A 24,111-nucleotide genomic window follows, 5' to 3' on the forward strand; every position below is an offset into this window, starting at 1 on the left:
ATAGCAGATGAAACATTCTTGATGCAATAAAAAAATACAGATTGCCCTAAAGATGATTCTTTCTTTTTTGAATGTCAATCTTCACATTTTTTTCAAAACTTTTTTCTTGCAAGTTAATTATTTGGGTGTATAATGACACAGTGTCATATGACAGGATGTCATAAATAACAAGGAGGGAAAAAGATGCCAACTGAAACTTTTTTTAATTTACCCAAAGAGAAACAACAACGCATTTTAGACGCAGCGAAAAAAGAATTTTCTAGGGTATCATTAAACGAAGCGTCTATCGCCAAGGTCATTAAAGACGCTGAAATTCCTAGAGGTAGTTTCTATCAATATTTCAAAGACAAAGAAGACTTGTATTATTATTATTTTCAAACGGCTCGCCATAATGAGCATCGTTACTTAGTTTCATCGATTCAACAAGCAAATGGTGATTTATTTCAAGGATTCGAAGGGTATTTTAGCCGAATGGTACCTGAAATTTATATCGGAGATCATGCATTATTTTATAAAAATGTCTTTACAAATATGGATTATCACGGATTTCGTCGCGTTGCTCCACATTTAGAAAAAAATGCTGACGGATGTCACGATAAAAACATAGAACGTAAAAAACATCAGCGCGTATTACTAGATATGATTGACCGAACAACTTTGAAAGTAAAAGACGATCATGAATTACAATTACTAATACAGTTACTAATGCATACCGTTTTTTCGACGATTGCAGCTGGCTATCGTTGTGTACGAATGGATGGTTCTTATGACATTGAGCAAATTAATCAAAATTTTGAAAGTAAAATAAACTGGTTGAAAAATGGGGCACGAAAGGAGAAGGATTAATGATTAAAATTTGGAAACGAATTTCTTGGGTATCTGCATTAATGGCAGTTATTTTTATGGTTGTTCAAGTCATTGCCGATTTGTATCTACCAACACTTACTTCTAATATTATTGATAAAGGTGTTGCGGTAGGTGATATTGATTATATTTGGCAAACAGGAATGTTTATGGTGGGATTCTCCTTAATTAGTATTGTTGCAGCCGTAGGGAACACTTTTTTTGCTACAAGAGAGTCACAAAAGTTAGGAAAAGAATTACGTACAGATATTTATAATAAAGTAGAACATGCCTCTACACGTACATTTGATAAATATGGAACAGCTTCGTTAATTACACGTACCACAAATGATGTGAATCAAATTCAAATGGTCACTCAAATGTTCTTGCGAATGATGATTAATGCGCCCATTACTTTAATTGGCGCGAGCTTTTTGGCCTATTATAAAGATCCGCAATTAACTAAAATTTTCTTAGTTGTTATTCCAATTATTATTGTTGCAATTGGCGGCATTATGTATTTTGCGGTGCCTTTATTCAAGAGTATGCAAAAGAAAACTGACCGTTTAAATTTGGTTTTTCGTGAAGGATTGACAGGGGTTCGTGTCATTCGCGCCTTTAACAAAACTGCTTATGAAGAAAAACGTTTTGACGATGCGAATAAAGACTACACACAAACGGCAATCAAGGTCAATACAATTGTCGCATTAATGATGCCCTTAATGACATTAATCATGAGTGGAACGAATATTGCCATTACTTGGTTTGGTGGTCATTATATTGCAGATATGACTCTAGAAGTTGGGAATTTAATTGCCTTTATGACGTATGCAATGCAAATTTTGATTAGTTTTATGATGTTGTCAATGATTTTTGTAATGGTTCCTCGGGCGCAAGCTTCTGCTGACCGTATCAATGAAATCTTAGAAGAGCCAGATGAAATTGTTGATGTACAAAATCCTGCGACAATCTCACGTCAAGGGAATCAAGCAACCCTAACTTTTGATCATGTGAATTATCGTTTTCCTGGTGCTGAAAAATTAGCATTGAAAGATGTCAATTTTTCAGTTACTTCTGGACAAACAGTCGCAATTATTGGAGGGACGGGTTCTGGAAAAACAACTTTAGTCAATTTATTACCGCGTCTATATGATGTAGAATCAGGTGAAATCCGTTTAAACAATCAAGATATTTCCAAAGTTACACAACAAGACTTACGTGAAGTGATTGGTTTTGTTCCGCAAAAAGCTGTCTTGTTTTCAGGAACAATTCGTGAAAACATGTGTTATGGAATACCTGAAGCTACGGACGAAGAAATTTGGCGAGCGTTAGAAATTGCGCAAGCGAAAGATTTTGTTGAAGGTTTAGCAGATGGCTTGGAAAGTCGTGTCGAACAAGGTGGCGGCAATTTTTCTGGTGGACAACGCCAACGCTTGGCAATTGCTCGTGCGCTAATCAAGGAAGCCGATGTCTATGTCTTTGATGATTCATTTTCTGCGTTGGACTTTAAAACCGATGCTAACTTGCGTGCTGCTTTGAAGGAATCGATGACAGAAGGTATTATGGTTATCGTAGCTCAACGTGTAAGTACTGTCATGGATGCAGATACTATTTTAGTTCTAGATGAAGGAAAAGTTGTTGGACAAGGCACACACACTGAATTACTTGCTGACAATACAACGTATCAAGAAATCGTACATTCACAATTAAGAGAGGAGGACTTAGCATGAGTAAAGAAAAAATTCAATCAACTCGGGGTGGACATGGTGGTCCTGGACATGGTGGTCCAGGTCGTGGCATGGGAATGAAACCACAAAAAGCGAATAACTTTTGGGGTACCACCAAACGTCTTTTCAGATATATGTCAAAACGTTCTTATGCGATTATCCTTGTCTTTGTTTTAGCGATAGCAGCAGTTGTTTTCCAAATACAAACACCGAAAGTCCTGGGACAAGCGACTACAGAAATTTTTAATGGCGTTATGGCTGGTATGAAACAAATGAAAATGGGAGAACAAATTAGTCAGTTTCCGATTGATTTTGATAAAATTGGGAAAATTATTCTAATTGTTATCGGAATGTATGTTATTTCAGCTATCTTTAATTTCTGCCAACAATTTATTATGACACGTGTTTCACAACGAACGGTTTATGAAATGCGTCGTGACTTAGATGAAAAAATGAGCCGCTTACCTATTTCGTATTATGATACACATAGCAATGGTGATATTATGTCACGTGCAATTAACGATATGGATAATATTGCGGGAACACTTCAACAAAACTTGACGCAATTTGTCACAAGTATCGTGACATTTATTGGGGTTCTGTGGATGATGTTAACTATTAGTTGGCAATTAACCTTGGTCGCATTGGCTACGGTTCCCTTAAGTTTGATTATTGTTATGTTAGTCGCACCAAAATCACAAAAACATTTTGCTACGCAACAAAAAAGTCTAGGTCTTTTAAATGATCAAGTTGAAGAAACCTATGGTGGTCATACGGTTGTCAAAACGTTTAATCATGAAAAAGCTGACCAAGAAGTTTTTGAAGTTGAAAATGAAAAATTATACGAAGCTGGCTGGAAAGCGCAATTTATTTCCGCTATGATTATGCCCTTGATGAACTTTGTTAAAAACTTAGGTTATGTCTTTGTTGCTGTCCTGGGTGGGATTAAAGTTGCCAATGGCAATATGAATTTAGGGGATGTACAAGCTTTCTTGCAATACACGAACCAATTCTCGCAACCAATTACCCAAATTGCTAGTTTAATTAACACGATTCAATCAACCGTTGCTTCAGCAGAACGCGTGTTTGAAATTTTAGATGAAGAAGAAATGGTGAATGAACCTTCGTTATTACCTGTTGAAGAAAATGATTACAAAGTTCGCTTTGAAAATGTTCAATTTGGTTATAACGCAGACAAATTATTGATGACAGATTTCAGTTTAGACGTTAAAGCAGGTGAAATGGTTGCAATCGTCGGACCAACTGGAGCGGGTAAAACCACGTTAATTAATTTGTTAGAACGATTTTATGATGTTTCTGGTGGTAGTATTCGTTATGAAGGAAAAGATACACGCGATTTCACTCGTGATGAATTACGAAATCATTTCTCAATGGTACTGCAAGACACTTGGTTATTTACAGGAACGATTTATGACAATATCCTTTATGGAAATGAACAGGCTACGAAAGAACAAGTTATTAACGCTGCTAAAGCAGCACATGTCGATGAATTTGTTCGTAAGTTGCCAGATGGATATGAGACAGTTTTAAATGAAGAAGCTAGTAATATTTCGCAAGGACAACGTCAATTGATTACGATTGCTCGTGCTTTTCTAGCCAATCCAGATGTGTTGATTTTGGATGAAGCAACATCTAGTGTGGATACTCGAACTGAAATTTTAATTCAACAAGCAATGAATCGCTTGTTAAAAAATCGTACAAGTTTTGTAGTCGCACATCGCCTATCAACCATTCGGGATGCAGATAATATTATTGTAATGAATCAAGGCTCAATTATTGAAACCGGAAATCACGATAGCTTAATGGCAAAAAATGGTTTCTATGCTGACTTATATAACAGTCAATTTTCAGAAGAAGTTGCTTAATGAAAAACGATGCTTACGACAAGAAGTAGGCATCGTTTTTTAGTTGTGGCAGAAAAATAGTTTATCTCCCGAATTTTTTTCTCTGTACGCTTCGTGGTATAATGAATCTAGCAAATTTTGGAGGAAAACACATGACATTAACAATTAAAAATTTAACAGGGGGTTATAGTCAATTACCTGTTTTAAAAGATATTAATTTTGAAATCAATAATGGGGAACTTGTCGGATTAATTGGTTTGAATGGTGCCGGCAAAAGTACAACTATCAAAGAAATTATCGGTTTGTTACAGCCGCAAAAAGGTAGTATTGAAATTGATGGTTTAACTTTAAAAGAAAATCCCGAAGAATATCGCAAAAAAATTGGTTATATTCCTGAAAGCCCAGCATTATACGAAGAACTAACATTACGTGAACATTTAGAAATTACGGCAATGGCGTATGATATTCCTCAAGAAATTGCTTTACAACGAGCAGAGCAATTATTAAAAACCTTTCGTTTAGAAAATCGTTTGGAGTGGTTTCCAGCTAATTTTTCTAAAGGAATGAAGCAAAAAGTGATGATCTTATGTGCTTTTTTAATTGAACCAAGTTTATATATCATTGATGAACCTTTCTTAGGTTTAGATCCCTTAGCAATTCATGCGTTGCTAGAATTAATGAAGGATATGAAAGAATCTGGTGCGTCCATTTTAATGTCGACACATGTGTTAGCAACTGCTGAAAAATACTGTGACCGTTTTATTATGTTGCATAATGGTGAAATTCATGCTCAAGGTTCAATGGCAGAATTACAACAACAATTCGGCTTAGCCAACGCATCTTTAGATGAAATCTATCTTGCGCTAACAGAGGAGGCGTAGGAAAATGAAAGAATTTTTTCAACAACGACTGAATGTGCATCAGAAAAATATGCAGCGCTATTTGAAATATGTCTTTAACGACCATTTTGCTTTGACGATGACTTTTCTAGTAGGTGGTTTAGGCTTGTATTATTCCAATGCATTAAAAACATTCCCGAAAGGTTTTACCTGGGGCGCAGTTATTGTTTTAGGAGTTTGGCTGATGGCGCTTCAAATTGGTCAATTCGCTAGTTTGGCGAAACCTGCCGATGCCGTTTTTTTATTACCAAAGGAAAAGCAAATGCGAAATTATTTAACACAAGCGTTTAAGTATAGTTGCTATTTGCCATTTGGTGTACTGCTCTTAATTGGTGGTGCTGCAATGCCATTAGTTGTTTTATCAACGGGCATGGAATTTTCCTCTTTTGCTTTTTTTCTAGTTATTTTATGGAGCTTGAAATTTAGTCAACTACAAATCCAACGAATGGATTTGTTTCAAGATATGGAAAAAGCAGTCAAAAATGCCTCTCTTTTATGGTGGATTATTAGTTTAGCAACATTAAGTATCGGATTGTTTGTCTATCCTTTAATTGGTGTTTTATTGGCTTTTTTACAAATGTATTTATTCCATAATTTGTGTTGGCAAAAAATGCAAGCACCACTTGATTGGGATAAAATGATTGCAAGAGAACAACATCGTTTGTATCGTTTATATCGTTTCATTAATTTATTTACAGATGTGCCTGAAATTACCGCTCAGATTAAACGCCGTAAATATTTAGATGGTGTTTTAGCAAATATTAAGTTTAGTCAAAAGAATACGTACCTCTATTTATATGCCCGTCGTTTGATTCGTGGTACTGAATTCAGTGGATTGTATTTGCGTTTAGGACTCTTAGGCAGTATTTTGTTAGTCTTTATTACCGAAAGATGGTTTGCTTTGGGAACTGGTGTGCTATTCATTTATTTAATTGGTTTTCAACTATTGCCGTTGTATCATCAATTTCAATATATGACGAGTACTCAAATTTATCCCGTATCACAACAACAACAATTACGAGCGCTACAACTATTGTTACGAATCGCATTATTAATTGTCGCGTTGATTTTTTCAGTAATTAGTAGTTTAGTTGTTGCAAGTTGGACCGATCGTGGAATCATTGTCATTAGTTTTTTTGCGGTGGCATTACTTTTTGTCGAATTTTACGTTCCCTATCGTTTAAAAAAGAGCCAATAACTAAGAATACGCTAAAGATTATCTGAAAATAAGATTGGAAAGAAAAAACCTAAATAGATGTGCTTGACGACCTGTAGTTAGGACGCTAGAATAAGAATTACTGTGAAAAAAAGAAGGAGGCACATAGGATGGCTATTCGTTTTGATAATGATTGGGATCTGCATCCAATTAAAGGCGATACTGGCAAGGCATATGTCGGTTTAAAAGCAGAAGACAAAGTATTCATCAAACGTAATACCACTCCGATGCTTGCTGCTTTGTCGAAAGAAGGCATTACACCCAAATTAGTTTGGACGAAACGAACTGGAAACGGTGATACGTTAACGGCACAAGAATGGTTAGAAGGTCGTATTTTAGACCCTGAAGAAATTGGGCAACGTAATGATGTAATAGATGTGTTATACCATCTACACCATTCGGACTCTTTAAAAGAAATGCTTGAAAAAATGGGTGGCATAGTTAAGTCACCACAAAAAATGTTACAAGATTATGAAAAGGAGCTAGCGAATGATTTAGTTGAAAATCAATTTTTGTCGTTGGTTCATAATTATTTAGAGAAAAATATACCACCTTTTAAATCTTCTGAAAAAGCTGTCGTGCATGGTGATGTTAATTATCGGAATTGGCTCGTTTGCAAAAATTATCTTTATTTAGTCGATTGGGATTCAGTAATGTTTGCTGATCCAGCAGTTGATATTGGAACGATTTTAGGCCATTATCTACCAATTTCTAGTTGGAATCATTGGTTAATGAGCTATGGCATTCATGGAAATAGTGAAAATATGGAAAAAATTTATTGGTATGCGTTGTTGAGTATGCTGCAAGAAATAAAAAAATACCATAAACGTGATGCCTTAAAAGAAATGAATCAAGAAATTTTACAATTAAAACGAATTTATACAGGATAAAGTCTGGTAATGAAAGAAAGGAACAACGATGAGAGTAAGAAAACGTACAGGTGCAGAAGAGCTAATTGCTTCACACCCACAATTTGTTGTAGACCAACCACAAGAATGGAAGGGGCGCTGGGCGGAACGCTTCGGCAATAAGCAACCGATTCATATCGAAATTGGCATGGGAAAAGGTCAATTTATTGCCAATATGGCAAAAGCACATCCAGAAATTAATTATATAGGTATTGATATGCAAGTGAGTGTAGTTTCATTTGCTTTGGATAAATTGATTGCTGAAGAAATTCCAAACTTACAGTTATTACATGTTGACGGTTCAGCTTTAACTGAATATTTTGCAGATAGCGAAATAGATCAAATCTATTTAAACTTTTCTGATCCGTGGCCAAAAAGTCGTCATGAAAAGCGCCGCTTGACTTATAAGACTTTTTTAGCTGTTGATGAACAAATCTTACGTCCAGAAGGCGAGATTCATTTCAAAACAGATAATCAAGGATTATTTGAATATTCATTAGCAAGCTTCTCCCAATATGGTTTGCTTCTTCAAAAAGTCTGGCTAGATTTGCACACTAGTGATTTCAAAGAGAACATTATGACTGAATATGAAGAAAAATTTTCTTCACGTGGGCAACGTATTTATCGAGTGGAAGCCAAATTTCCTGATAAAACGAAAAAATAGGTTTGTAAACTGTTTTTTTGTCCTGTAGATTGTTACGAATCATTGGATTTGATTATAGAAAGTTAGAAACGAGTGTTGAAGTTTCTAACTTTTTTTGTTGTAAGTACCAAATGGATTCAACCGAAAAATTATTCAGACTGTCCCAATTTCATGAGCAGTTAGCTGTTTTTTTTATGCTACAATAAGGTAGATATGAACGGAGGAATGTGCAATGTTTTTAGGGATTGACATCGGTACAACTGCAATTAAATTTGCAGTAATTGCAGATGGGAAAATTAAGTTTCAACAAACGAGTCCGGTAACTACTTATCGGGAACAACAGCTGTGTTACCAACGTGCTAGCGAATTATTAGAGGTCTTAAAAGTAGGAATCCAATCTATTCCAAAAGATATGCGAGATGCAATTGAAACGATTAGTTTTAGTGTTGCAATGCACAGTATCTTACCTTGGGGTGAAGGATTAGATGATGCCATTTATATTTGGTCAGATACACAAGCCGAACAAACGATTGCGACATTCAAGCAACAAGAACGGGCAGCCGCTTTTTATCAGAAAACGGGAACGCCAATCCATCCAATGTCACCGTTTGCCAAACTATTGTATTTTCAGCAACAAGCGCGTTTTCCTGAACAAACACATTATTATGGAATTAAAGAATTAGTTATGGATTATTTTACAGGCGAATTTGTTATTGATTACGCGACCGCTTCGGCAACAGGGTTATTTAATTTACTTGAGCGTACATGGGATGATGAAATTTTAGATTTTGTTGGTATTTCTAAACAACAACTAGCCTCTTTAGCTGATACAACCACAACGTTTTCTTTAAAGCGTTCAGTGGCGACTGAATTAAAAATTCCAGAATCAGTCAAGGTAGTGATTGGTGCCAGTGATGGTTGTTTAGCAGCATATGCTAGTTATATAGCAACCGATATCCCCAACAGTTTAACGATAGGAACGAGTGCTTCAGTACGAAAAGTAACGACTCAACCAACGTTTGATCGTACCAATCAAAATTTTTGTTATTACTTAAATGAAAAATATTATGTGACTGGTGCTCCTTCAAATAATGGTGGTTGTGTCTTAGAATGGGCCAGTCATCTTTATGCCGATACGCCAACTGAATTTTTTGAAAATCTGCCAACCAACTTGAAGAATTCCCCAATTGGCGCGAATGGCTTGCGTTTTGAACCATTCATTAATGGGGAACGAGCGCCCTTATGGCAAGCTGAAGTAACAGGAACCTTAAAAAATATTCGGATTCAGCATACGAAAGAAGATATGATTCGTAGCGTAGTAGAAGGTATCCTGTTTAATATTCGAACGTTGACAGAAACCGTACATGTAACAGATAAACTGTCATTAAGTGGTGGTTTCTTCAAATCAGAAAGGTTACGAGAAATGACGGCTGATGTTTTAGGAGTGGATTGTTATTTATCTGATTATAATGAACCAATTATGGGGCTGTATTATTTAATCTATGGGCGACAAGCAGCACCTGTTCCAGTTGAAACGATTACATCGTCTAAAAAAAATCATAGTCAGTATACAGAAGTGTTTAAAAATTACTTTTCTAAATAGTTAAAAAAGCGCGGTTTTCCTCCTAGTGAGCAAAACTGTTCTTTTTTTACAAACAAACGTAGAAATCTTACTTATTATAAGGTATGATTAGGCATAATAAAAATGGATGTAGTCGTTAAGGAGAAACTATTTATGGGAAGTATGATGGTGTTAACTATCTTTTTTCCAAGTATTATTGTCAGTTTATTAATTACTGTTGATACAGTTTTTAACAGTATAAAAAAAATTATTCCAAATAAAATTGTGCAAATGATACTTATTTTTTTATTGTATTTTACGTATTTATTTTGTTTGTTGTCACTTTCGGTCCACTTGCTTGGTGCAGTTTGTTATGAATATTCATTAGTCTTATTTATTGCGTATTATTTTTTTCGAGGCTATGGCAAATACCTAATATTGTTGACGCCGTTTCTAATGGTGAGTTATTCAAAACTCATTGTCATAAAACTAGTAGTTCCATATGAGCAATTATTTATGATTGCTTTATTTATTTTTGCTTTATTTGTGGTGGTTGATTGGCTCCCGTTTGGTTGGCGAAACCTTAAATTTTCTTGCTTATTTGTTTTATCGATGCTAATTTCTGCGTATTTTCAGTTACAAGAATCTGGTGTCTCATTTTTTGACTATAGCAATGGACCAATCGTTCTAATCATCACCGGTTCTTTAGTTATTTTAGTCTCTTTTTATCTTTATTTCTCATTACAAGAAAAAGAAAATACACGTATTCGTGAAGAATTGATTGCCAGTAAAATTGATCGTTTGACGGGTGTCCATAATTACTCTGCATTAAGTGATATGATAGAATTTTTGAAAGAGCACCAAGAAGTAGTGACTGTGGCGATGATTGATTTGGATTATTTTAAAAAAATCAATGATCAAAATGGTCATTTAGCTGGAAATGAGGTGTTACGAGATTTTGTCCAGTTTTTAGAGGCGCATTTGACATTACATTTAGATAAAAATAATGTTGAGATTTATCGTTTTGGTGGAGAAGAATTTAGTGTCTTTTTTTATAATTTACCCCAAAATAAAGTTTATAAAATCATTGAAGAATTTCGTTTGAAAATCGAAAACTATCCGATAGAAATAGGAATGGAAGCGGGAGTTTCGATTACTTTTTCAGCAGGAATCGAAAGTACTATTAATCAAGTTGATATCTTAGAAACATTAAAAAAAGCCGATGAAGCTTGCTATATAGCAAAGCAAACGGGACGTAATAAGGTTGTTATCTATAATTCCAATCAATAAAAAGCCGAATCATTACGATTCGGCTTTTTATTGATTTACTTTGTTGGTTTTTTTAGAAACAGTTTTTAATTGGAGTGGATCTATTGTTTCTGGAAGCTGTTTGATTGTGTCTATCTGAGTAAAATTTTCAGCAAAAGAAGGCGGCAATAAGCCCATCTGTACTAATAATTTTTCTGAAGATACTCCCGTTTTTACTTGGTAGGTATGGACTAATAAAAGTTGTTTGTAAGAAATAAAATTTTGTTCATAGCGTTCATAAGCAAAATCAATCAAAGGTGTAGAAGCGTCTAACATAGCTAATCCATCTAAAATAGTTTGTTTTAGGGCATAGATAGTAGAGACGCTGATTTGATAGATTTCTTCTAAACGATCGGCAGTATCGCGGGGTGTCGCATCGCAACAAGCGAAGACATAATGGTTATGTGTCTCTAAAATCGGTAAACAATGCCATTGACGTAATTGCTCACGGTCAAATTTTTCGGCAAACTCTGGTTGAAGATAGGTAGCTAAATCAGTCGCAGGTAGATACTGTAAATGTTGTACATTTGCCAGTGCTTCTAATAAATAATCCTCTGAAATCAAGTCATGCTCTAATAAATACGCTCCTAGGGTTTGCTTACGTGCGGTAGCTTGTTCTAAGGTTTCTTTTAGTACTTTTGGTTCAATCATTCCTTTTTCTAACAAGACATCACCTAATTTACGATGATAACGTTGCAATACATCTTTTTCGAGGAAATGATGTTCCGTTTTATCCCAAACCAATTGTTTTTTCTGATTTTGCCGTTTTTTCTGTTTTCTTTCTTTTTTGACAGGTGTCTGATTTCCAAAAATTTGTTGCTTGAAAGCCTTCATTGTGGCTACCATATTGATGATATTGCCATAAACAAAACGTATCGGCAAGATAGGGGGAAGCAAGCAGGCAAAGAAAACACTTCGCAGACCATAAACTTGCTTAATCGATACGGCTCGGAACAATTGTCTTTCCAACATCATGATAGTTACTAAGATACATAAATACCAAGATAAGGAATACTTCGAATAAATAGGGGGTAAATCCCAAAATAAGGAAGCAATGAAATAGAGTAATACAGGATAACCAACTAAGATTAACATATTGCCAATTTTGGCTTTAAAGTCACGATAGAGTGAATAGCGTCCAGCAAAGGACATTTTATTTGTCGAAAAAATTTCGCGGAATTTAAAAGACTGCATGGTAATGCCTAAAATCCAACGAGTTTTTTGCTTCACAGCTGTTTTAAATGTATAAGGGAAACGGCTACGAGTCGCAATAAATTCATAGACAAATTCGTTTTTAAAGTTAATACGAGGAACTTCGATTAAAGGATAATACATTTGAATTCCTTTTTGGTATAGCGTTAAGGATAAGCGATAGTCTTCGGTTAAACTATCTTTTGGTAAGACATCTTCGTCACCAAAACTATCAATTACTTCACGTGAAAGTGTAAAACCGGTTCCAGCAGAAGGCACAAACGCCCCACTGCTATAGCGACTTACCATAGTAGAAAAGTGATTTTCTGCAAATTCATCAGCGTAAGTATTGGTCACTAAGTTTTTGAAAAAATTACTGAATTTTGACATTTCCATCAATGGAAAAACCGGAAATTGAATGGCAGGATACGTTTCTAATAAATAGTTGGTTACTTTTAATTCATAAGGATGAACGACATCTTCTGAATCATGTACGTTTAAGGCTTTAAAATGCCATTGCTTTTCTTCTTCCATCGCTTTGATTTGAGTAATAAGGTAGTTGATATTTTGCGCTTTAGAGGTGGGTCCAGGTAATTCATTAATAATCATATGAACATTTTCATATTTTGCTTCTAGCTGTTGAGCTACTGCTATTGTAGCTTCATCGTTTGGATATACGCCTAAAAAAACATGATACATCGAAGTGGGATAATGGACAGATTCCAGCATGTTATCAATTACGTCTCCTAAGACATTTTCTTCATGCCAAGCAGCAATAGCGACTGCGATAAGTTTAGGTGGCACATCATCGACTTTTTTTAAATCCAATAATTCTTTCTTATAGGTTTTGCGTCTGAATAAGGTGATAATATCCCAAATAAAATCATCAAAACCAGTTAAAATGTATAGTATGACTAATACTAAGCCAATGATATACAAGACATTCTCATTTATCATAGAAACCCTCCTTTTTTTTATATCTAATGTAGTGTATCTTTTTTTGCAACGAAGCGCAATGAAAGTACTCCTTAAACAAAAAAATAGCGTGCAAATTCATGCACGCTATCTCATAGGTTATAATGCTGCGATTGTTTCATCAAACTCAGATTTGACAGCAGCTAGTGTTTCAGGATGCTCTAATAATTCTAAAATAGTTAAAGACAACCCTTGAGCTGCTTTAATTAAACCGTTCTGGCCAGCTGGCGAAATAGTTGCTGCTGCCATTTCTTTCGTATGCCCGCCAACTTCTGGTCCACAAATTTTGATATTTCCTTGAATTGTCGGACAACGATAACTTACAGCCCCCACATCTGTTGAGCCAGTGGCAATTTCATCAACTGGGTTGACCTCTTCAACGCCTAGCTCAGCATATTTTTCTGTTAGAATATCCGCTAGTTTGTAGTTAATCACAGTATCTTCATAGGGACATTCATAAGTAGATGTTTTAAAAGTAACACCATTAGCCTTACAAATACCATCCACTGCTTGGATCGCTTTTTCTGTTAATTCTTGGGCATAACCAATGGTTGGTGCGCGGAAATAGTATTCCATTGAAGCGTAACCTGGAATAACATTGGCTGCTTCACCGCCATCTTTAATGACACCGTGAATGTAAGTATGAGGAGCAGCAAATTGCCGAAGTAAATTAATTTGTAGATAACTCATAACTGCTGCATCTAGCGCAGAAGCTCCTGATGCCGGATTGCAAGCATGCGCATTTTTACCAAAGAACTCAAATTTAATTGGGTTTAAGGCATTTGAACGTCCGCCAACGCCATTTTGACTACCAGGATGAACCATTAAGGCAACATCGACATCATCAAAAACGCCTGCTTCTGACATGCTAACTTTACCACCAAAGTTTTCTTCAGCAGGAGTACCGACAACTAATAATTTACCACCAAATTGATCGATAATCCCTTTGACTGCTTCACCTGTAGCGATGCCAATGCCGGCAATTAAGTTGTGTCCACAACCATGACCAACTTCGGGTAAGGCATCATATTCGCACATTACAGCGATTGTCGGACCGGGTTTACCAGTATCGTATTCCCCTAAGAAGCCTGTTGGTACGACATAACCAGAAGTTGTTTTAAAACCGACACGATCTAAATAATTAACCAAAAGTTTCATAGTTTCAAATTCTTCATTTCCAATTTCAGGGTTGTTATACATAATATTTACTAATTCCATATAAGCGTCAATATTATTTTCAATGGAAGCTAATAATGTTTCTTTTACTGTCATCTTGCTCTTCTCCTATTCTGCTAAGGCGTTGACTGCTTGTTCTGCTGAATCTTTACGCCATTTTTCTAGATTGCCATTATCTTTATTTTCTTTAATAACATCATTGACTAAAGAAATGAATGAGGTCGTGTCATCAGCTTTTGGAAACCCAATAACGTTTGTTCCATATTTATTTTCAGGATCTAAATTAAAGGTTTCTTTTGGTAAAATCACTAAATCTGGGAAAGTGGTTAATAAAGGTTCAACAGATGAAGTTGAAACCGTCACTGCCTGTAAATCACCAGAATTTAGCGCTAAGATTGCAGCATCCATTGTTCCAAATTGCTTGATATTTTTCTCATCTGTTAATAAACCTGCTGTTTCAAATTGAATGGAACCACCTTGAGCCCCAATCGTTAAGTTTGCTGCTTTTAATTCATCCAATGTTTGGTATTTTTCAGCAATTTCTTTAGGTACTAATAGTCCTTGAAATCCGTCACTGACTTCTTGCTGATAGCCTTCAGAGAAATCCATGATTCCTTCGCGTTGCTCTGTTGCTACAAAACCAGATATTCCAAAATCAACGCTATTGGTTTGAATATTAGCTAGTACACCATTAAAATCAGTAGCTTTAATTTCTAGTTCTACCCCAATTTTATCGGCGACAGCTTTTGCTAAGGCAATATCACTACCAATGATTTCTTTTTCTCCTTTATCATTTAGGATATAAAATTCATAGGGCGGAAAATCAGGAGAAGTTCCAATAACTAATTTTCCTTTGTCTTTGATTTGTGCTAATTTATCATTTTCTGCTGAATCTGCTGATTTTTTTGAATCTCCTGAACCACAAGCAGCTAATGTAAATGCTGCTACACAACTTAATAATGCGAATGTTAATTTTTTCATAATGAAAGCTCCTTTAAATTAAAATGTGATTTGATCTAAAAACTCTTTTGTTCGTTGCTCTTTTGGATTATCGAATAATTCCTTCGGTGTCCCTTCTTCAACAATTACACCTTTATCAATAAAGAGGACTCGTGAGGCAACTTGCTTCGCAAAATTCATTTCATGAGTCACGATAACAGTGGTTAAATTACTTTTTGCTAACGCTTGAATGACCAACAAAACTTCTTTCACCATCTCAGGATCAAGCGCAGAAGTGGGTTCGTCAAACAGCATAACTTCTGGTTCCATCGCTAAAGCACGCGCAATAGCAACCCGTTGTTTTTGTCCACCAGATAATTTGTTAGGATAAACATCTTTTTTATCTAGCAAACCAACTTTTTTCAGTAAGTCTTCGGCCTTTTGGATGGCTTGTTGTTTTGTGAAACTTTTTAATTTCATTGGTGCTAAAATAATGTTTTCCAACACTGTCATATTAGGGAATAGATTGAAATGTTGAAATACCATACCAATATTTTCGCGAATTTGATTTATTTCAGCTTCTTTTAACTGAGGATTTGTTAATAAAATATCTTTAAAATATACATCGCCACTTGTAGGGATTTCCATCAAATTTAGACAGCGAAGAAAAGTTGATTTACCAGAACCAGAAGGACCAATCACTGCAACTGTTTCTCCTTTTTCGATATGTGTTGTGATGCCATTCAAAACGGCCAATTCACCAAATTTTTTCGTTAATTGATTGGTTTTAATCATAGACATTTAACCTCGTTTCTAGTTTCTTGATTAGTGCAGTCAATGTAAATGTTAGGATGAAATAAATCAAAGCTACGATAATCAGAGGTTCAAAAATGGAATATGTGGCTGCCTTGACAATATTACTGGTATACATCACATCAAAGATTCCTACTACTGATACGATAGATGACTCTTTAATCATCATAATAAATTCATTTCCTAAACCAGGAAGAACCACACGAATTGCTTGAGGGATAATGACAGATTTCATTGTTTGTCCACGGCTTAGTCCTAATGAACGTCCTGCTTCCATTTGACCTTTATCAATGGAAGCTAGTCCACCTCGTAATAATTCACAGATATATGCACCCGAATTGATAGATAGGGCAACGACTGCTGTTAAAAATTCTCTGGAACCATATGTATTTCCCAGAAATGAAAGTGCTGGCAATGAAATACCAATTAAAGGTAGTCCATATAACCAGATATATAATTGAACTAACAAGGGTGTACCACGAATGACTTGTGTATAAATCGCTGCAATAGCGTTTAAAATTTTTAGTTTCGATTGTTTCATTAATGTAGCAAATAAACCAAGCAATGAACCAAATACAACCGTTATTAAAGATAAAACAATGGTAACGATTGTTCCATCTATAAAAGTGGGAATCCACTTTACTGTTTTTCCAAAATCTATGACTATCCCTAACATCGCATCCATAGTAATTCCTCACTTTTAATAATATTTAATGAATAAAAATAATTTTATTGGGTATGGAGTGTATAATAATACATAAGTGAGATGTTTGCAACACTTTTTGAATTATTATACAAATAAATGTTTAAAAATAGCTTTTTTTTGTATATTTATTGGGGGTGTTGTATATAATACATATGTTTTTTTGTTAAGAATCAATCAATTACCAAATCCCTAATGAGAGTGGTATGATAAAGATATAAAGGAGGGAATAACATTGAGTTTAAAAGACACATACATCTTAGCAAATGGCATTGAAATACCTATGGTAGGATTTGGTACATGGCAAACCCCCGATGGCGATGTTGCAGAGTCTTCTGTTTTAGCGGCAATCAAAGCAGGGTATCGACATATTGATACAGCAGCTATTTACAAGAATGAAGAATCTGTGGGTCGAGGAATCGCTAAAAGTGGCGTTCCAAGAGAAGAGTTATTCATTACGACAAAACTATGGAATGATGCTCATTCATATGATTTAACAAAACAAGCAATTGCTGAATCAATGAAAAAATTAGGTGTAGATTACTTAGATTTATATTTAATACACTGGCCAAATCCAGTTGCTTTTCGCGATAATTGGCAAGAAGCCAATGCCCAAGCATGGCGTGCAATGGAAGAAGCTGTGGAAGCAGGTAAGATTCGTGCGATTGGCGTATCTAATTTTATGCCTCATCATTTAGATGCGTTGTTGGCAACGGCTACTATTAAACCAGTTGTTAACCAAATTTATTTAAATCCAAGCGATCATCAAGCAGAAGTAGTGGCATATAATCAACAACATAATATTTTGAGTGAAGCCTATAGTCCATTAGGTACTGGAAAAATTTTCAGTGTATCTGAACTAAAAACAATTGCCGAAAAATATGATAAAACAGTTGCCCAAGTAGTTTTACGTTGGAGTTTACAACATGGTTTCTTGCCATTGCCGAAGTCTGTTCATGAAGAGCGGATTATTGAGAATGGTCAAATTTTTGATTTTGAATTAAGTCAAGAAGATATGGAGGCAATTGACCAATTGCAAGGAGTCGCGGGTGAGGCACCAATTCCGGATGGAAAAACATTTTAATCGTTCAATAGTCACCAATTTTTGGTGGCTATTTTTCTATCTAACAAAACTTATAGTCCATCTAACAGTAATGAAAGTTCATTCTAGTATGTGGTGTGCTAGACTGGGATTACTAAATTGATGGAGGTTAGCAATGACAAAAAAATTTAACTTAACAGGGTATCAACTAAAAATTTTAGGAATTATTTTAATGGTGGGCGATCATATCTATGAAATGTTTATTTATACACAACCGACACCCATTTTAAATATGTTTGGCCGAATTGTGTTACCTATTTTCTTATTTTTAAGTGCAGAAGGTTTTTATTATACACGCAGTCGTTTGAAGTATATGTCACGTTTATTAATTGGTTTTTGGGGAATGAATTTAGGCAATACACTAATTCCCAAGTTATTTCCTATGGATCGAGTTATGATGTTTAACAATGTATTTGGCACGCTTTTTTTAGCAACTTTGGTTATGTATTGTATTGAAGAGTATAGACAGAAACGTTGGGTAAAAGCAACGGCTTTGTTACTTTTACCAGGCGTGATTGCTATTCCTTTCTTTATTTTGATGAACACTGGAAATGGTAGTCCGATTTTCGTGTACCTACTACAGGTTTTTCCTTCTTATTTTACCGTTGAAGGCAGCTATGTTGCAGTCTTATTGGGAGCAATGTTCTATCTGTTTAGAGAAAAGCGCAGTCTCCAATTTTTATCATTGGCTGCAGTTTCATTGATTGCGACAGGTTTTAACTTTAGTCATTTATTAACAAATTATCAATGGATGATGGTCTTCGCAATTTTACCATTAGCGTTTTATAACGGACAAAAGGGCCGTGGAGATAAATATTTCTTTTATGCTTTTTATCCAGGACATATTTATTTATTATATATCATGTCATATTTTTACTTGAACTATTTGATGTAGGCTTCTAAAAAAGTTCTCAAGAAATCATCTAATACAACAAAAAACCGGTGGACTTTGAACGTCTGCCGGTTTTTTAGGTGATTAAAAAGTGAACCAATTTGATATAAATTGTTACAAATTTGATATAAATTGTTACAAAATCGTATGGAAGTGATGTAAAAAAGAAATATATACCAGTATGTCGGAGCAAAGAGAATGAGTAGCTTTAAACGACAGTCCATTCATCAATTGTTTTGCCCTTCTTATCTTTTAAAATTAACCAACTATTGGTTCCAGCATAATACAAAAAGTGTCCAACTTCATTAACACTCTTTAAAATGACATCTTCTGTTGTAACAAAGTCCTTGATTTTAGCAGCATGTTCCTCACGAAGCTGTTTTGTAAAACGTCCTGCTAAACCAATCGAGCCATCTTTATTTAAAGGGATATCTTGTCGTAAAATTGCTCCTTTTTTAATACACATTTCATTTCGTTTTTGCCAGATAACCGTTGCTTGGCTATTGTATTCATCCACAAAAAATTCAATGGTGCTGATTTCTTTACGCCAGCGATGCTGTGCTTTAGCAGCTTGGGGTTTTCGCGGTTTTTCTTCTGTTTTCCGAAAAGCAAGGCCAAACTTTTCCAATAAAGTTAGCACAATTTCTTGATAGGCACTTACGGTTGGGTAATGATTAGCTGGGATTTTTTTAGCATCTTTACTTGTAATTTTTAACTTGTTTTCTTCAGCAGTTTCCACTAACCGTTGGATAAGGTAACCGTGTTCCATGTCCCAAGGAGGTATAATTTGCACAAAAGTATCATAGGCTATACGTGAACTAAACGTGCCTTCTGTTGCGCCAATTGCTCGTAGTTTTTGTTCTTTAAATAAGAGGTACACACTTGCTTCTGGAGTAACCAAGTTTTTATCATTGGTATAAAGAATAGAAAGTTGCCCTTGATTGTCTGCTAGTTGCAGTGTCAATTTTTCATTACTTAGTGAGAGTGCTGCTTGAATCGTCATAATCTTACTCCTCGCTAAAATAGTTTGTTTTGTATTATTATAACAGTAACAAGAATAAGAAGAAATTTATTTGTTAGAAAGAGGAAGTTTAATGTCAATTGAAGAATATGAACAGGGCTTACCTGACAAGTGGCGTGATAGCTATTTTCAACTAAAAGAAGTCATTACTACCCATTTACCAACTGGATTTGAGCTGGTGATGCAATATGGGATGCCTACTTTTGTTGTACCTTTAATTGTATTTCCAGAAGGGTATTTGCAAAGAGAGAATGAACCCTTACCCTTTGTTTCCTTAGGGGTACAAAAAAATCATTTGGCGATTTACCATATGGGGATAATGGGGAATCCCCCGTTATTAGCATGGTTTCAAGAAGAGTATGCTAAACAGGTACCAACCAAATTAAACATGGGAAAAAGTTGTATTCGTTGGACAAATCCTAAATATATTCCTTATGAATTAATTGGGGAGTTAATGGAAAAAATGACGGCTACAGAATGGATTCAGCGTTATACACAGTATCAAGAGAAAAAAAGTGGCAATCGCAAGTGATTGCCACTTTTTTTATGGTGGGGGTGGGATTGTATTGCGAATTTGTGACGCCCATTCAAAACCAGCTTCAGTCAAGGTGCCATCGCGTAAAGTGTATTCAGTCGTATGTGTTTCACCACCGTCATAAGTAATTGTTAAACTAATTTTATCATCGTCAAGATACGTCACTTCATAAATACCCGTCATTGCTTCACCTTTACCGTCTGAATAAACTTCAAAGGTTCCGTCTGGATTGTAGTTCCAAACATTTTGAAAATCATATTCTTTATTTTTCATCGTCCAAGTACCTAATAAACTATGAGAAAAATCAATGGTTTCATGTTCTACGAATTCCATATAAGCAGTATCAGTTAGTCCATGTTCAACGGATTTTTGACGTGTAAAGGTTCCCAAGTATCCAAAATTCATTAGGCTACTGTCCTCATTAAAGTTGGCAATAAAATAATTTCCAATACTATCAATATTTACATTAAATCCATATAACTTCACCATTTTAATCGTGTCATTGTCTACAGCAACTTTCAAAGTCCCTTGACTAGTAATGCCACCAGTTAATTGCCAATGCCCTTCTTCATCAATCGTCAGCGTTAGATTTTCTTGATGCCATGTACCAACAAGGTTCCCCTGTGTTTCAAGCGGAAGCGGCTCTTTAGTTTCCACCGTTGAACTAGTTTCATTACTTGAGCTAGTAGTTGAAGTTTCAGTCATTTTTGTACTTGTCAAACTAGTTTCAGTCGTTTGCTTAGTTTCCGAAGTGCTTTCCTTAGGCGTTGTTGAGCGTCCACAAGCAGTTAATACTAAAATAAATAAGACCAAAAAGATTCGTTTCATTTTAATCGCCTCCTTTTCTTCAGTATAGAATAAAATAACGTTTTCATAAAGCGTGTTGGCTTCTTTGGTAAAAGAAAAATGAATACGTTATACTAAAGGAAAGCGTGGAGGAGGAAATTTTGGTGATCAAAAAAATTCAAATACATCGTGAGAAACCCGTAATTAATTTAATACCTAAGATTGTTTACGGTCATCGAATGGAAGGAAGTAATGCTGTCTATCGCCCATTAAGTTTAAGCTTAATGCGTCCACGAATGTCATTTCCTTATGATGAAAAATACACTAATTTACCAGTAATTATTTGGCTGTGTGGGGGTAGTTTTTCAGCAATGGATCGCAACGTGTGGACACCTGAATTAGCCTGGTTTGCTAAACGAGGATACGCAGTCGCAAGTATCGATTATAGTGTGACTGCACGAGCGAAATTTCCTGATCAAATTGAAGATGTAAAACTAGCGATTCGTTATTTAAAAGCACATGCAGAAGAGTTGGGGCTAGACTCCCAACGTTTTATTGCGATGGGAGAATCAGCAGGGGGATATTTGGCAGCTTTAGTTGGTGCAACTGCTAATACCCGTGAATACGATAAAGGGGACTATTTGAAATATTCAAGTCGAGTTAAGGCTGTTGTTCCGTGGTATCCTCTGGTTTCGGTTCCTGATTTTTTGTCCTCATTGCCACGAAATTCACTTCGTCTATTTCGCTTGCGAGAAGCAATTCATGAACTTACGCAAGTTAATGTTCCTTTAGATGCTTTGAATTATCCTGATGTGACAAAGTTTATTAGTGGGCAAACACCACCATTTTTAATTTTGCATGGCGATGCGGATACAATTGTTCCTTTACGCCAAAGTCAATTGTTGTACGAGGCATTAAAAGCTAAAGGCGTCCCTGCGGAATTGTATATTTTTGAAGGAGCTGAACATGCGGATGTCCCCTTTATACAAGAAGAAACCAAACAACTTATTTTTGAATTTTTGCAGCGAGTGATAGACTAATTCATGTAAGATAAAGGAGGAATTGTGAATGGAATTTGTAACATTGAACACGGGCATTCGGTTACCAATTATTGGTAGCGGTACGAATACGTTTGGGAAAGTTGATCGTGCTTATATGGGGGAAATCAACAGTGATACAACGGAATTGCAAGATGCGATTGCTTTAGGTTATCGTCATTTTGATACAGCGATTGCTTATCGTAACGAAGCTGTTGTTGGTCAAGCAATCAAAGAAAGTGGTCTAGATCGTAGCGAATTTTTCATCACTTCAAAAATTCCGGGAACTGAAGAATACACTGCCAATAAAGCAGCTGTACAAAAAGGTGTGGCAGCGAGTCTACGGGCCTTGGATACCTCGTATATTGATTTATATTTAATCCATCATCCGTGGGAAAATCTAGAAGAAATCGTCTCAGTTTGGCAAGTATTAGAAGAATATGTTGATCAAGGAATCTTAAAAGCGATTGGTGTGTCTAATTTTGAAGAAAAAGAACTAAGCTATTTATTAGAACATGCGCGCATTAAACCCGCAGTCAATCAAGTAGAATCACATCCAAGTAAATGGAATGATGCAATTGTTGCGTATTCTTTGGCTAACAATGTAATTCCAGAAGCTTGGGGACCATTAACACGCGTCAGTGAAGAAGCACAAGCCATTTTAACTGAAATTGGGGCACGTTATAACAAGACTTGGGCACAAGTTATTTTACGTTATCAAATTGAACGTGGAGTTGTGGTAATTCCAAAATCACATAATAAAGAACGACAAGCATTGAATTTAGAATTATTTGATTTTTCTTTGACAGAACAAGAAAAAGTGACTATTCAAGCACTATAAAAGAAACACGACGGATTAACAAAAATCTGTCGTGTTTTTTGATAGAAAAAAGCCAAGGGGAAGTTTAGACGATGCGTGTATCGTTCTAAGATTAGATAATGTATTCAACGATCTCATCCGATTCTTATTTATTTTTTTTAATAATTTGAGGATTCACCGATGATTTAGCCATTTTTCTTTATTTTATTAAGAAAAATTGTGATAAAAAATTAGAATCATCCTTTTTTTCGTCAGCGATTGCATTCCTTTGTAGGCTCGTTTAGTATGGAAAGAAAAGGAGGGGCTATATGGCAATTAAGGGAATTGTATTAGATATTGATGGAACATTACTAACGAATGAAAAAGTGATTAGTGAAAAAACCAAAGAGGCTTTAATTAACGCACAAAAAAACGGTGTGAAGCTTATTTTAGCCTCGGGTCGTCCAACGACAGGAATGGCTAGCTATGCGAAAGAGTTAGCCATGGATGAGTATGAAGGATTGCTTGTTTCGTTTAATGGGGCAAGTGTAGTTGATTGTAAAACTGATCTGGAACTATTTAAGCAAGCGCTATCCGTTGCTGATGCTAAGGAAGTTCTGGAACATATGAAGCAATTTGAGGTTCGTCCAATGATTAATAAAGAAGAGTATATGTATGTCAATAATGTATACGACAATTTATTGAATTTACCAGATGGTCCATTTAATATTATTGAGTATGAAGCACGTGGTGGAAATTTTAAGCTGTGCGAAATGGAAGATTTGGCAGCATTTGTTGATTTTCCTTTAAATAAAATTTTAATTGCTGCTGATCCGGAATATTTACAAGAGCATCATCAAGCAATGGCGGCCCCTTTTGACGGTCGTCTGAACGCAATGTTTACCGCTCCACTTTATTTTGAATTTACCGATAAAGGCATTGATAAAGCTAAAGCATTAGCCACGGTCTTGCCACAATTTGGTTTGCACGCAGAAGACCTAATTGCTTTTGGTGATGGACACAATGATGCTTCTATTATTGAATATGCAGGTATTGGGGTTGCAATGGCTAACGCAGTTGACGCATTAAAAGAAGCTGCTGATGAAATTACGTTATCAAATAACGAAGACGGCATTGCTATCTTATTAGAAAAATATTTATAAAGGAGGAAT

Annotated in this window: 22 protein-coding genes; 15 read left to right on the top strand and 7 right to left on the bottom strand. The window is 35.5% G+C overall.

The window, feature by feature from the left end; all coding sequences use genetic code 11:
- Positions 1-183 precede the first annotated feature (183 nt).
- The 9 genes from AC4BC5_RS08515 (at position 184) to AC4BC5_RS08555 (ending at position 10,952) form a co-directional block, all read left to right on the top strand.
- Positions 184-846 carry a TetR/AcrR family transcriptional regulator gene (locus AC4BC5_RS08515; RefSeq protein WP_490495016.1) on the top strand — a complete coding sequence of 221 codons (663 nt, stop codon included), beginning with the start codon at positions 184-186 and terminating at the stop codon, positions 844-846.
- On the top strand, positions 846-2,573 hold the full coding sequence (locus tag AC4BC5_RS08520) for an ABC transporter ATP-binding protein (protein WP_490495017.1): 1,728 nt from the start codon (positions 846-848) through the stop codon (positions 2,571-2,573). The genes AC4BC5_RS08515 and AC4BC5_RS08520 overlap by 1 nt, the downstream gene beginning before the upstream one ends.
- Positions 2,570-4,456 (top strand): ABC transporter ATP-binding protein, encoded by a 1,887-nt coding sequence (locus AC4BC5_RS08525; RefSeq protein ID WP_490495018.1) that lies wholly within the window; start codon positions 2,570-2,572, stop codon positions 4,454-4,456. Before AC4BC5_RS08520 ends, AC4BC5_RS08525 begins: the two co-directional genes overlap by 4 nt.
- A 131-nt stretch (positions 4,457-4,587) precedes the next feature.
- On the top strand, positions 4,588-5,316 hold the full coding sequence (locus AC4BC5_RS08530) for an ABC transporter ATP-binding protein (RefSeq protein ID WP_490495019.1): 729 nt from the start codon (positions 4,588-4,590) through the stop codon (positions 5,314-5,316).
- Between the two features lie 4 nt (positions 5,317-5,320).
- On the top strand, positions 5,321-6,532 hold the full coding sequence (locus tag AC4BC5_RS08535; RefSeq protein ID WP_490495020.1) for an ABC transporter permease: 1,212 nt from the start codon (positions 5,321-5,323) through the stop codon (positions 6,530-6,532).
- A 128-nt stretch (positions 6,533-6,660) separates the two neighbouring features.
- A complete protein-coding gene (locus AC4BC5_RS08540; RefSeq protein WP_490495021.1) occupies positions 6,661-7,440 on the top strand; it encodes a phosphotransferase family protein in 780 nt (259 codons plus the stop codon).
- A gap of 28 nt (positions 7,441-7,468) precedes the next feature.
- Positions 7,469-8,122, top strand: coding sequence for a tRNA (guanosine(46)-N7)-methyltransferase TrmB (gene trmB / locus AC4BC5_RS08545; protein WP_490495022.1), 654 nt, complete (start codon positions 7,469-7,471; stop codon positions 8,120-8,122).
- Positions 8,123-8,333: 211 nt separating this feature from the next.
- Entirely contained in the window at positions 8,334-9,704 is a 1,371-nt protein-coding gene (locus AC4BC5_RS08550; RefSeq protein ID WP_490495023.1) for a gluconokinase, read from the top strand.
- 132 nt (positions 9,705-9,836) lie between these two features.
- Positions 9,837-10,952, top strand: a complete 1,116-nt coding sequence (locus AC4BC5_RS08555; protein WP_490495024.1) for a GGDEF domain-containing protein — start codon at positions 9,837-9,839, stop codon at positions 10,950-10,952.
- A 27-nt stretch (positions 10,953-10,979) separates the two neighbouring features.
- Here the strand turns inward: AC4BC5_RS08555 and AC4BC5_RS08560 are convergent, their stop codons facing one another.
- The 5 genes from AC4BC5_RS08560 to AC4BC5_RS08580 form a co-directional block, all read right to left on the bottom strand.
- Positions 10,980-13,118 (bottom strand): glycosyltransferase, encoded by a 2,139-nt coding sequence (locus tag AC4BC5_RS08560; protein ID WP_490495025.1) that lies wholly within the window; start codon positions 13,116-13,118, stop codon positions 10,980-10,982.
- Between the two features lie 117 nt (positions 13,119-13,235).
- Positions 13,236-14,408, bottom strand: coding sequence for a M20 family metallopeptidase (locus AC4BC5_RS08565; protein WP_490495026.1), 1,173 nt, complete (start codon positions 14,406-14,408; stop codon positions 13,236-13,238).
- Positions 14,409-14,420: 12 nt separating this feature from the next.
- On the bottom strand, positions 14,421-15,293 hold the full coding sequence (locus AC4BC5_RS08570) for a transporter substrate-binding domain-containing protein (protein WP_490495027.1): 873 nt from the start codon (positions 15,291-15,293) through the stop codon (positions 14,421-14,423).
- Positions 15,294-15,311: 18 nt separating this feature from the next.
- Positions 15,312-16,046 carry an amino acid ABC transporter ATP-binding protein gene (locus AC4BC5_RS08575; protein ID WP_490497525.1) on the bottom strand — a complete coding sequence of 245 codons (735 nt, stop codon included), beginning with the start codon at positions 16,044-16,046 and terminating at the stop codon, positions 15,312-15,314.
- On the bottom strand, positions 16,039-16,749 hold the full coding sequence (locus AC4BC5_RS08580) for an amino acid ABC transporter permease (RefSeq protein ID WP_490495028.1): 711 nt from the start codon (positions 16,747-16,749) through the stop codon (positions 16,039-16,041). The genes AC4BC5_RS08575 and AC4BC5_RS08580 overlap by 8 nt, the downstream gene beginning before the upstream one ends.
- Positions 16,750-17,050: 301 nt before the next feature.
- On the opposite strand from AC4BC5_RS08580, the gene AC4BC5_RS08585 reads away from it, so the two are divergent.
- Positions 17,051-17,851, top strand: coding sequence for an aldo/keto reductase (locus AC4BC5_RS08585; protein WP_490497526.1), 801 nt, complete (start codon positions 17,051-17,053; stop codon positions 17,849-17,851).
- A gap of 133 nt (positions 17,852-17,984) precedes the next feature.
- A complete protein-coding gene (locus AC4BC5_RS08590; protein ID WP_490495029.1) occupies positions 17,985-18,764 on the top strand; it encodes a TraX family protein in 780 nt (259 codons plus the stop codon).
- A 205-nt stretch (positions 18,765-18,969) separates the two neighbouring features.
- Here the strand turns inward: AC4BC5_RS08590 and AC4BC5_RS08595 are convergent, their stop codons facing one another.
- Positions 18,970-19,764, bottom strand: a complete 795-nt coding sequence (locus AC4BC5_RS08595) for a hypothetical protein (protein ID WP_490495030.1) — start codon at positions 19,762-19,764, stop codon at positions 18,970-18,972.
- Positions 19,765-19,855: 91 nt separating this feature from the next.
- On the opposite strand from AC4BC5_RS08595, the gene AC4BC5_RS08600 reads away from it, so the two are divergent.
- Positions 19,856-20,314, top strand: coding sequence for a DUF1801 domain-containing protein (locus AC4BC5_RS08600; protein ID WP_490495031.1), 459 nt, complete (start codon positions 19,856-19,858; stop codon positions 20,312-20,314).
- Between the two features lie 12 nt (positions 20,315-20,326).
- Here the strand turns inward: AC4BC5_RS08600 and AC4BC5_RS08605 are convergent, their stop codons facing one another.
- The gene (locus AC4BC5_RS08605; protein WP_490495032.1) at positions 20,327-21,145 is read right to left on the bottom strand and encodes a hypothetical protein; all 819 of its coding nucleotides are present in this window, start codon (positions 21,143-21,145) and stop codon (positions 20,327-20,329) included.
- A 122-nt stretch (positions 21,146-21,267) separates the two neighbouring features.
- Here AC4BC5_RS08605 and AC4BC5_RS08610 point away from each other — a divergent pair, with 122 nt between their 5' ends.
- The 3 genes from AC4BC5_RS08610 (at position 21,268) to AC4BC5_RS08620 (ending at position 24,102) form a co-directional block, all read left to right on the top strand.
- Positions 21,268-22,143, top strand: a complete 876-nt coding sequence (locus AC4BC5_RS08610) for an alpha/beta hydrolase fold domain-containing protein (RefSeq protein WP_490495033.1) — start codon at positions 21,268-21,270, stop codon at positions 22,141-22,143.
- 28 nt (positions 22,144-22,171) lie between these two features.
- Positions 22,172-22,981, top strand: a complete 810-nt coding sequence (locus tag AC4BC5_RS08615) for an aldo/keto reductase family protein (RefSeq protein ID WP_490495034.1) — start codon at positions 22,172-22,174, stop codon at positions 22,979-22,981.
- A gap of 287 nt (positions 22,982-23,268) precedes the next feature.
- Complete coding sequence (locus tag AC4BC5_RS08620; RefSeq protein WP_490495035.1) at positions 23,269-24,102, top strand: Cof-type HAD-IIB family hydrolase; 834 nt, start codon at positions 23,269-23,271, stop codon at positions 24,100-24,102.
- Positions 24,103-24,111 lie beyond the last annotated feature (9 nt).

The organism is Enterococcus sp. AMC2644, assembly GCF_058216475.1.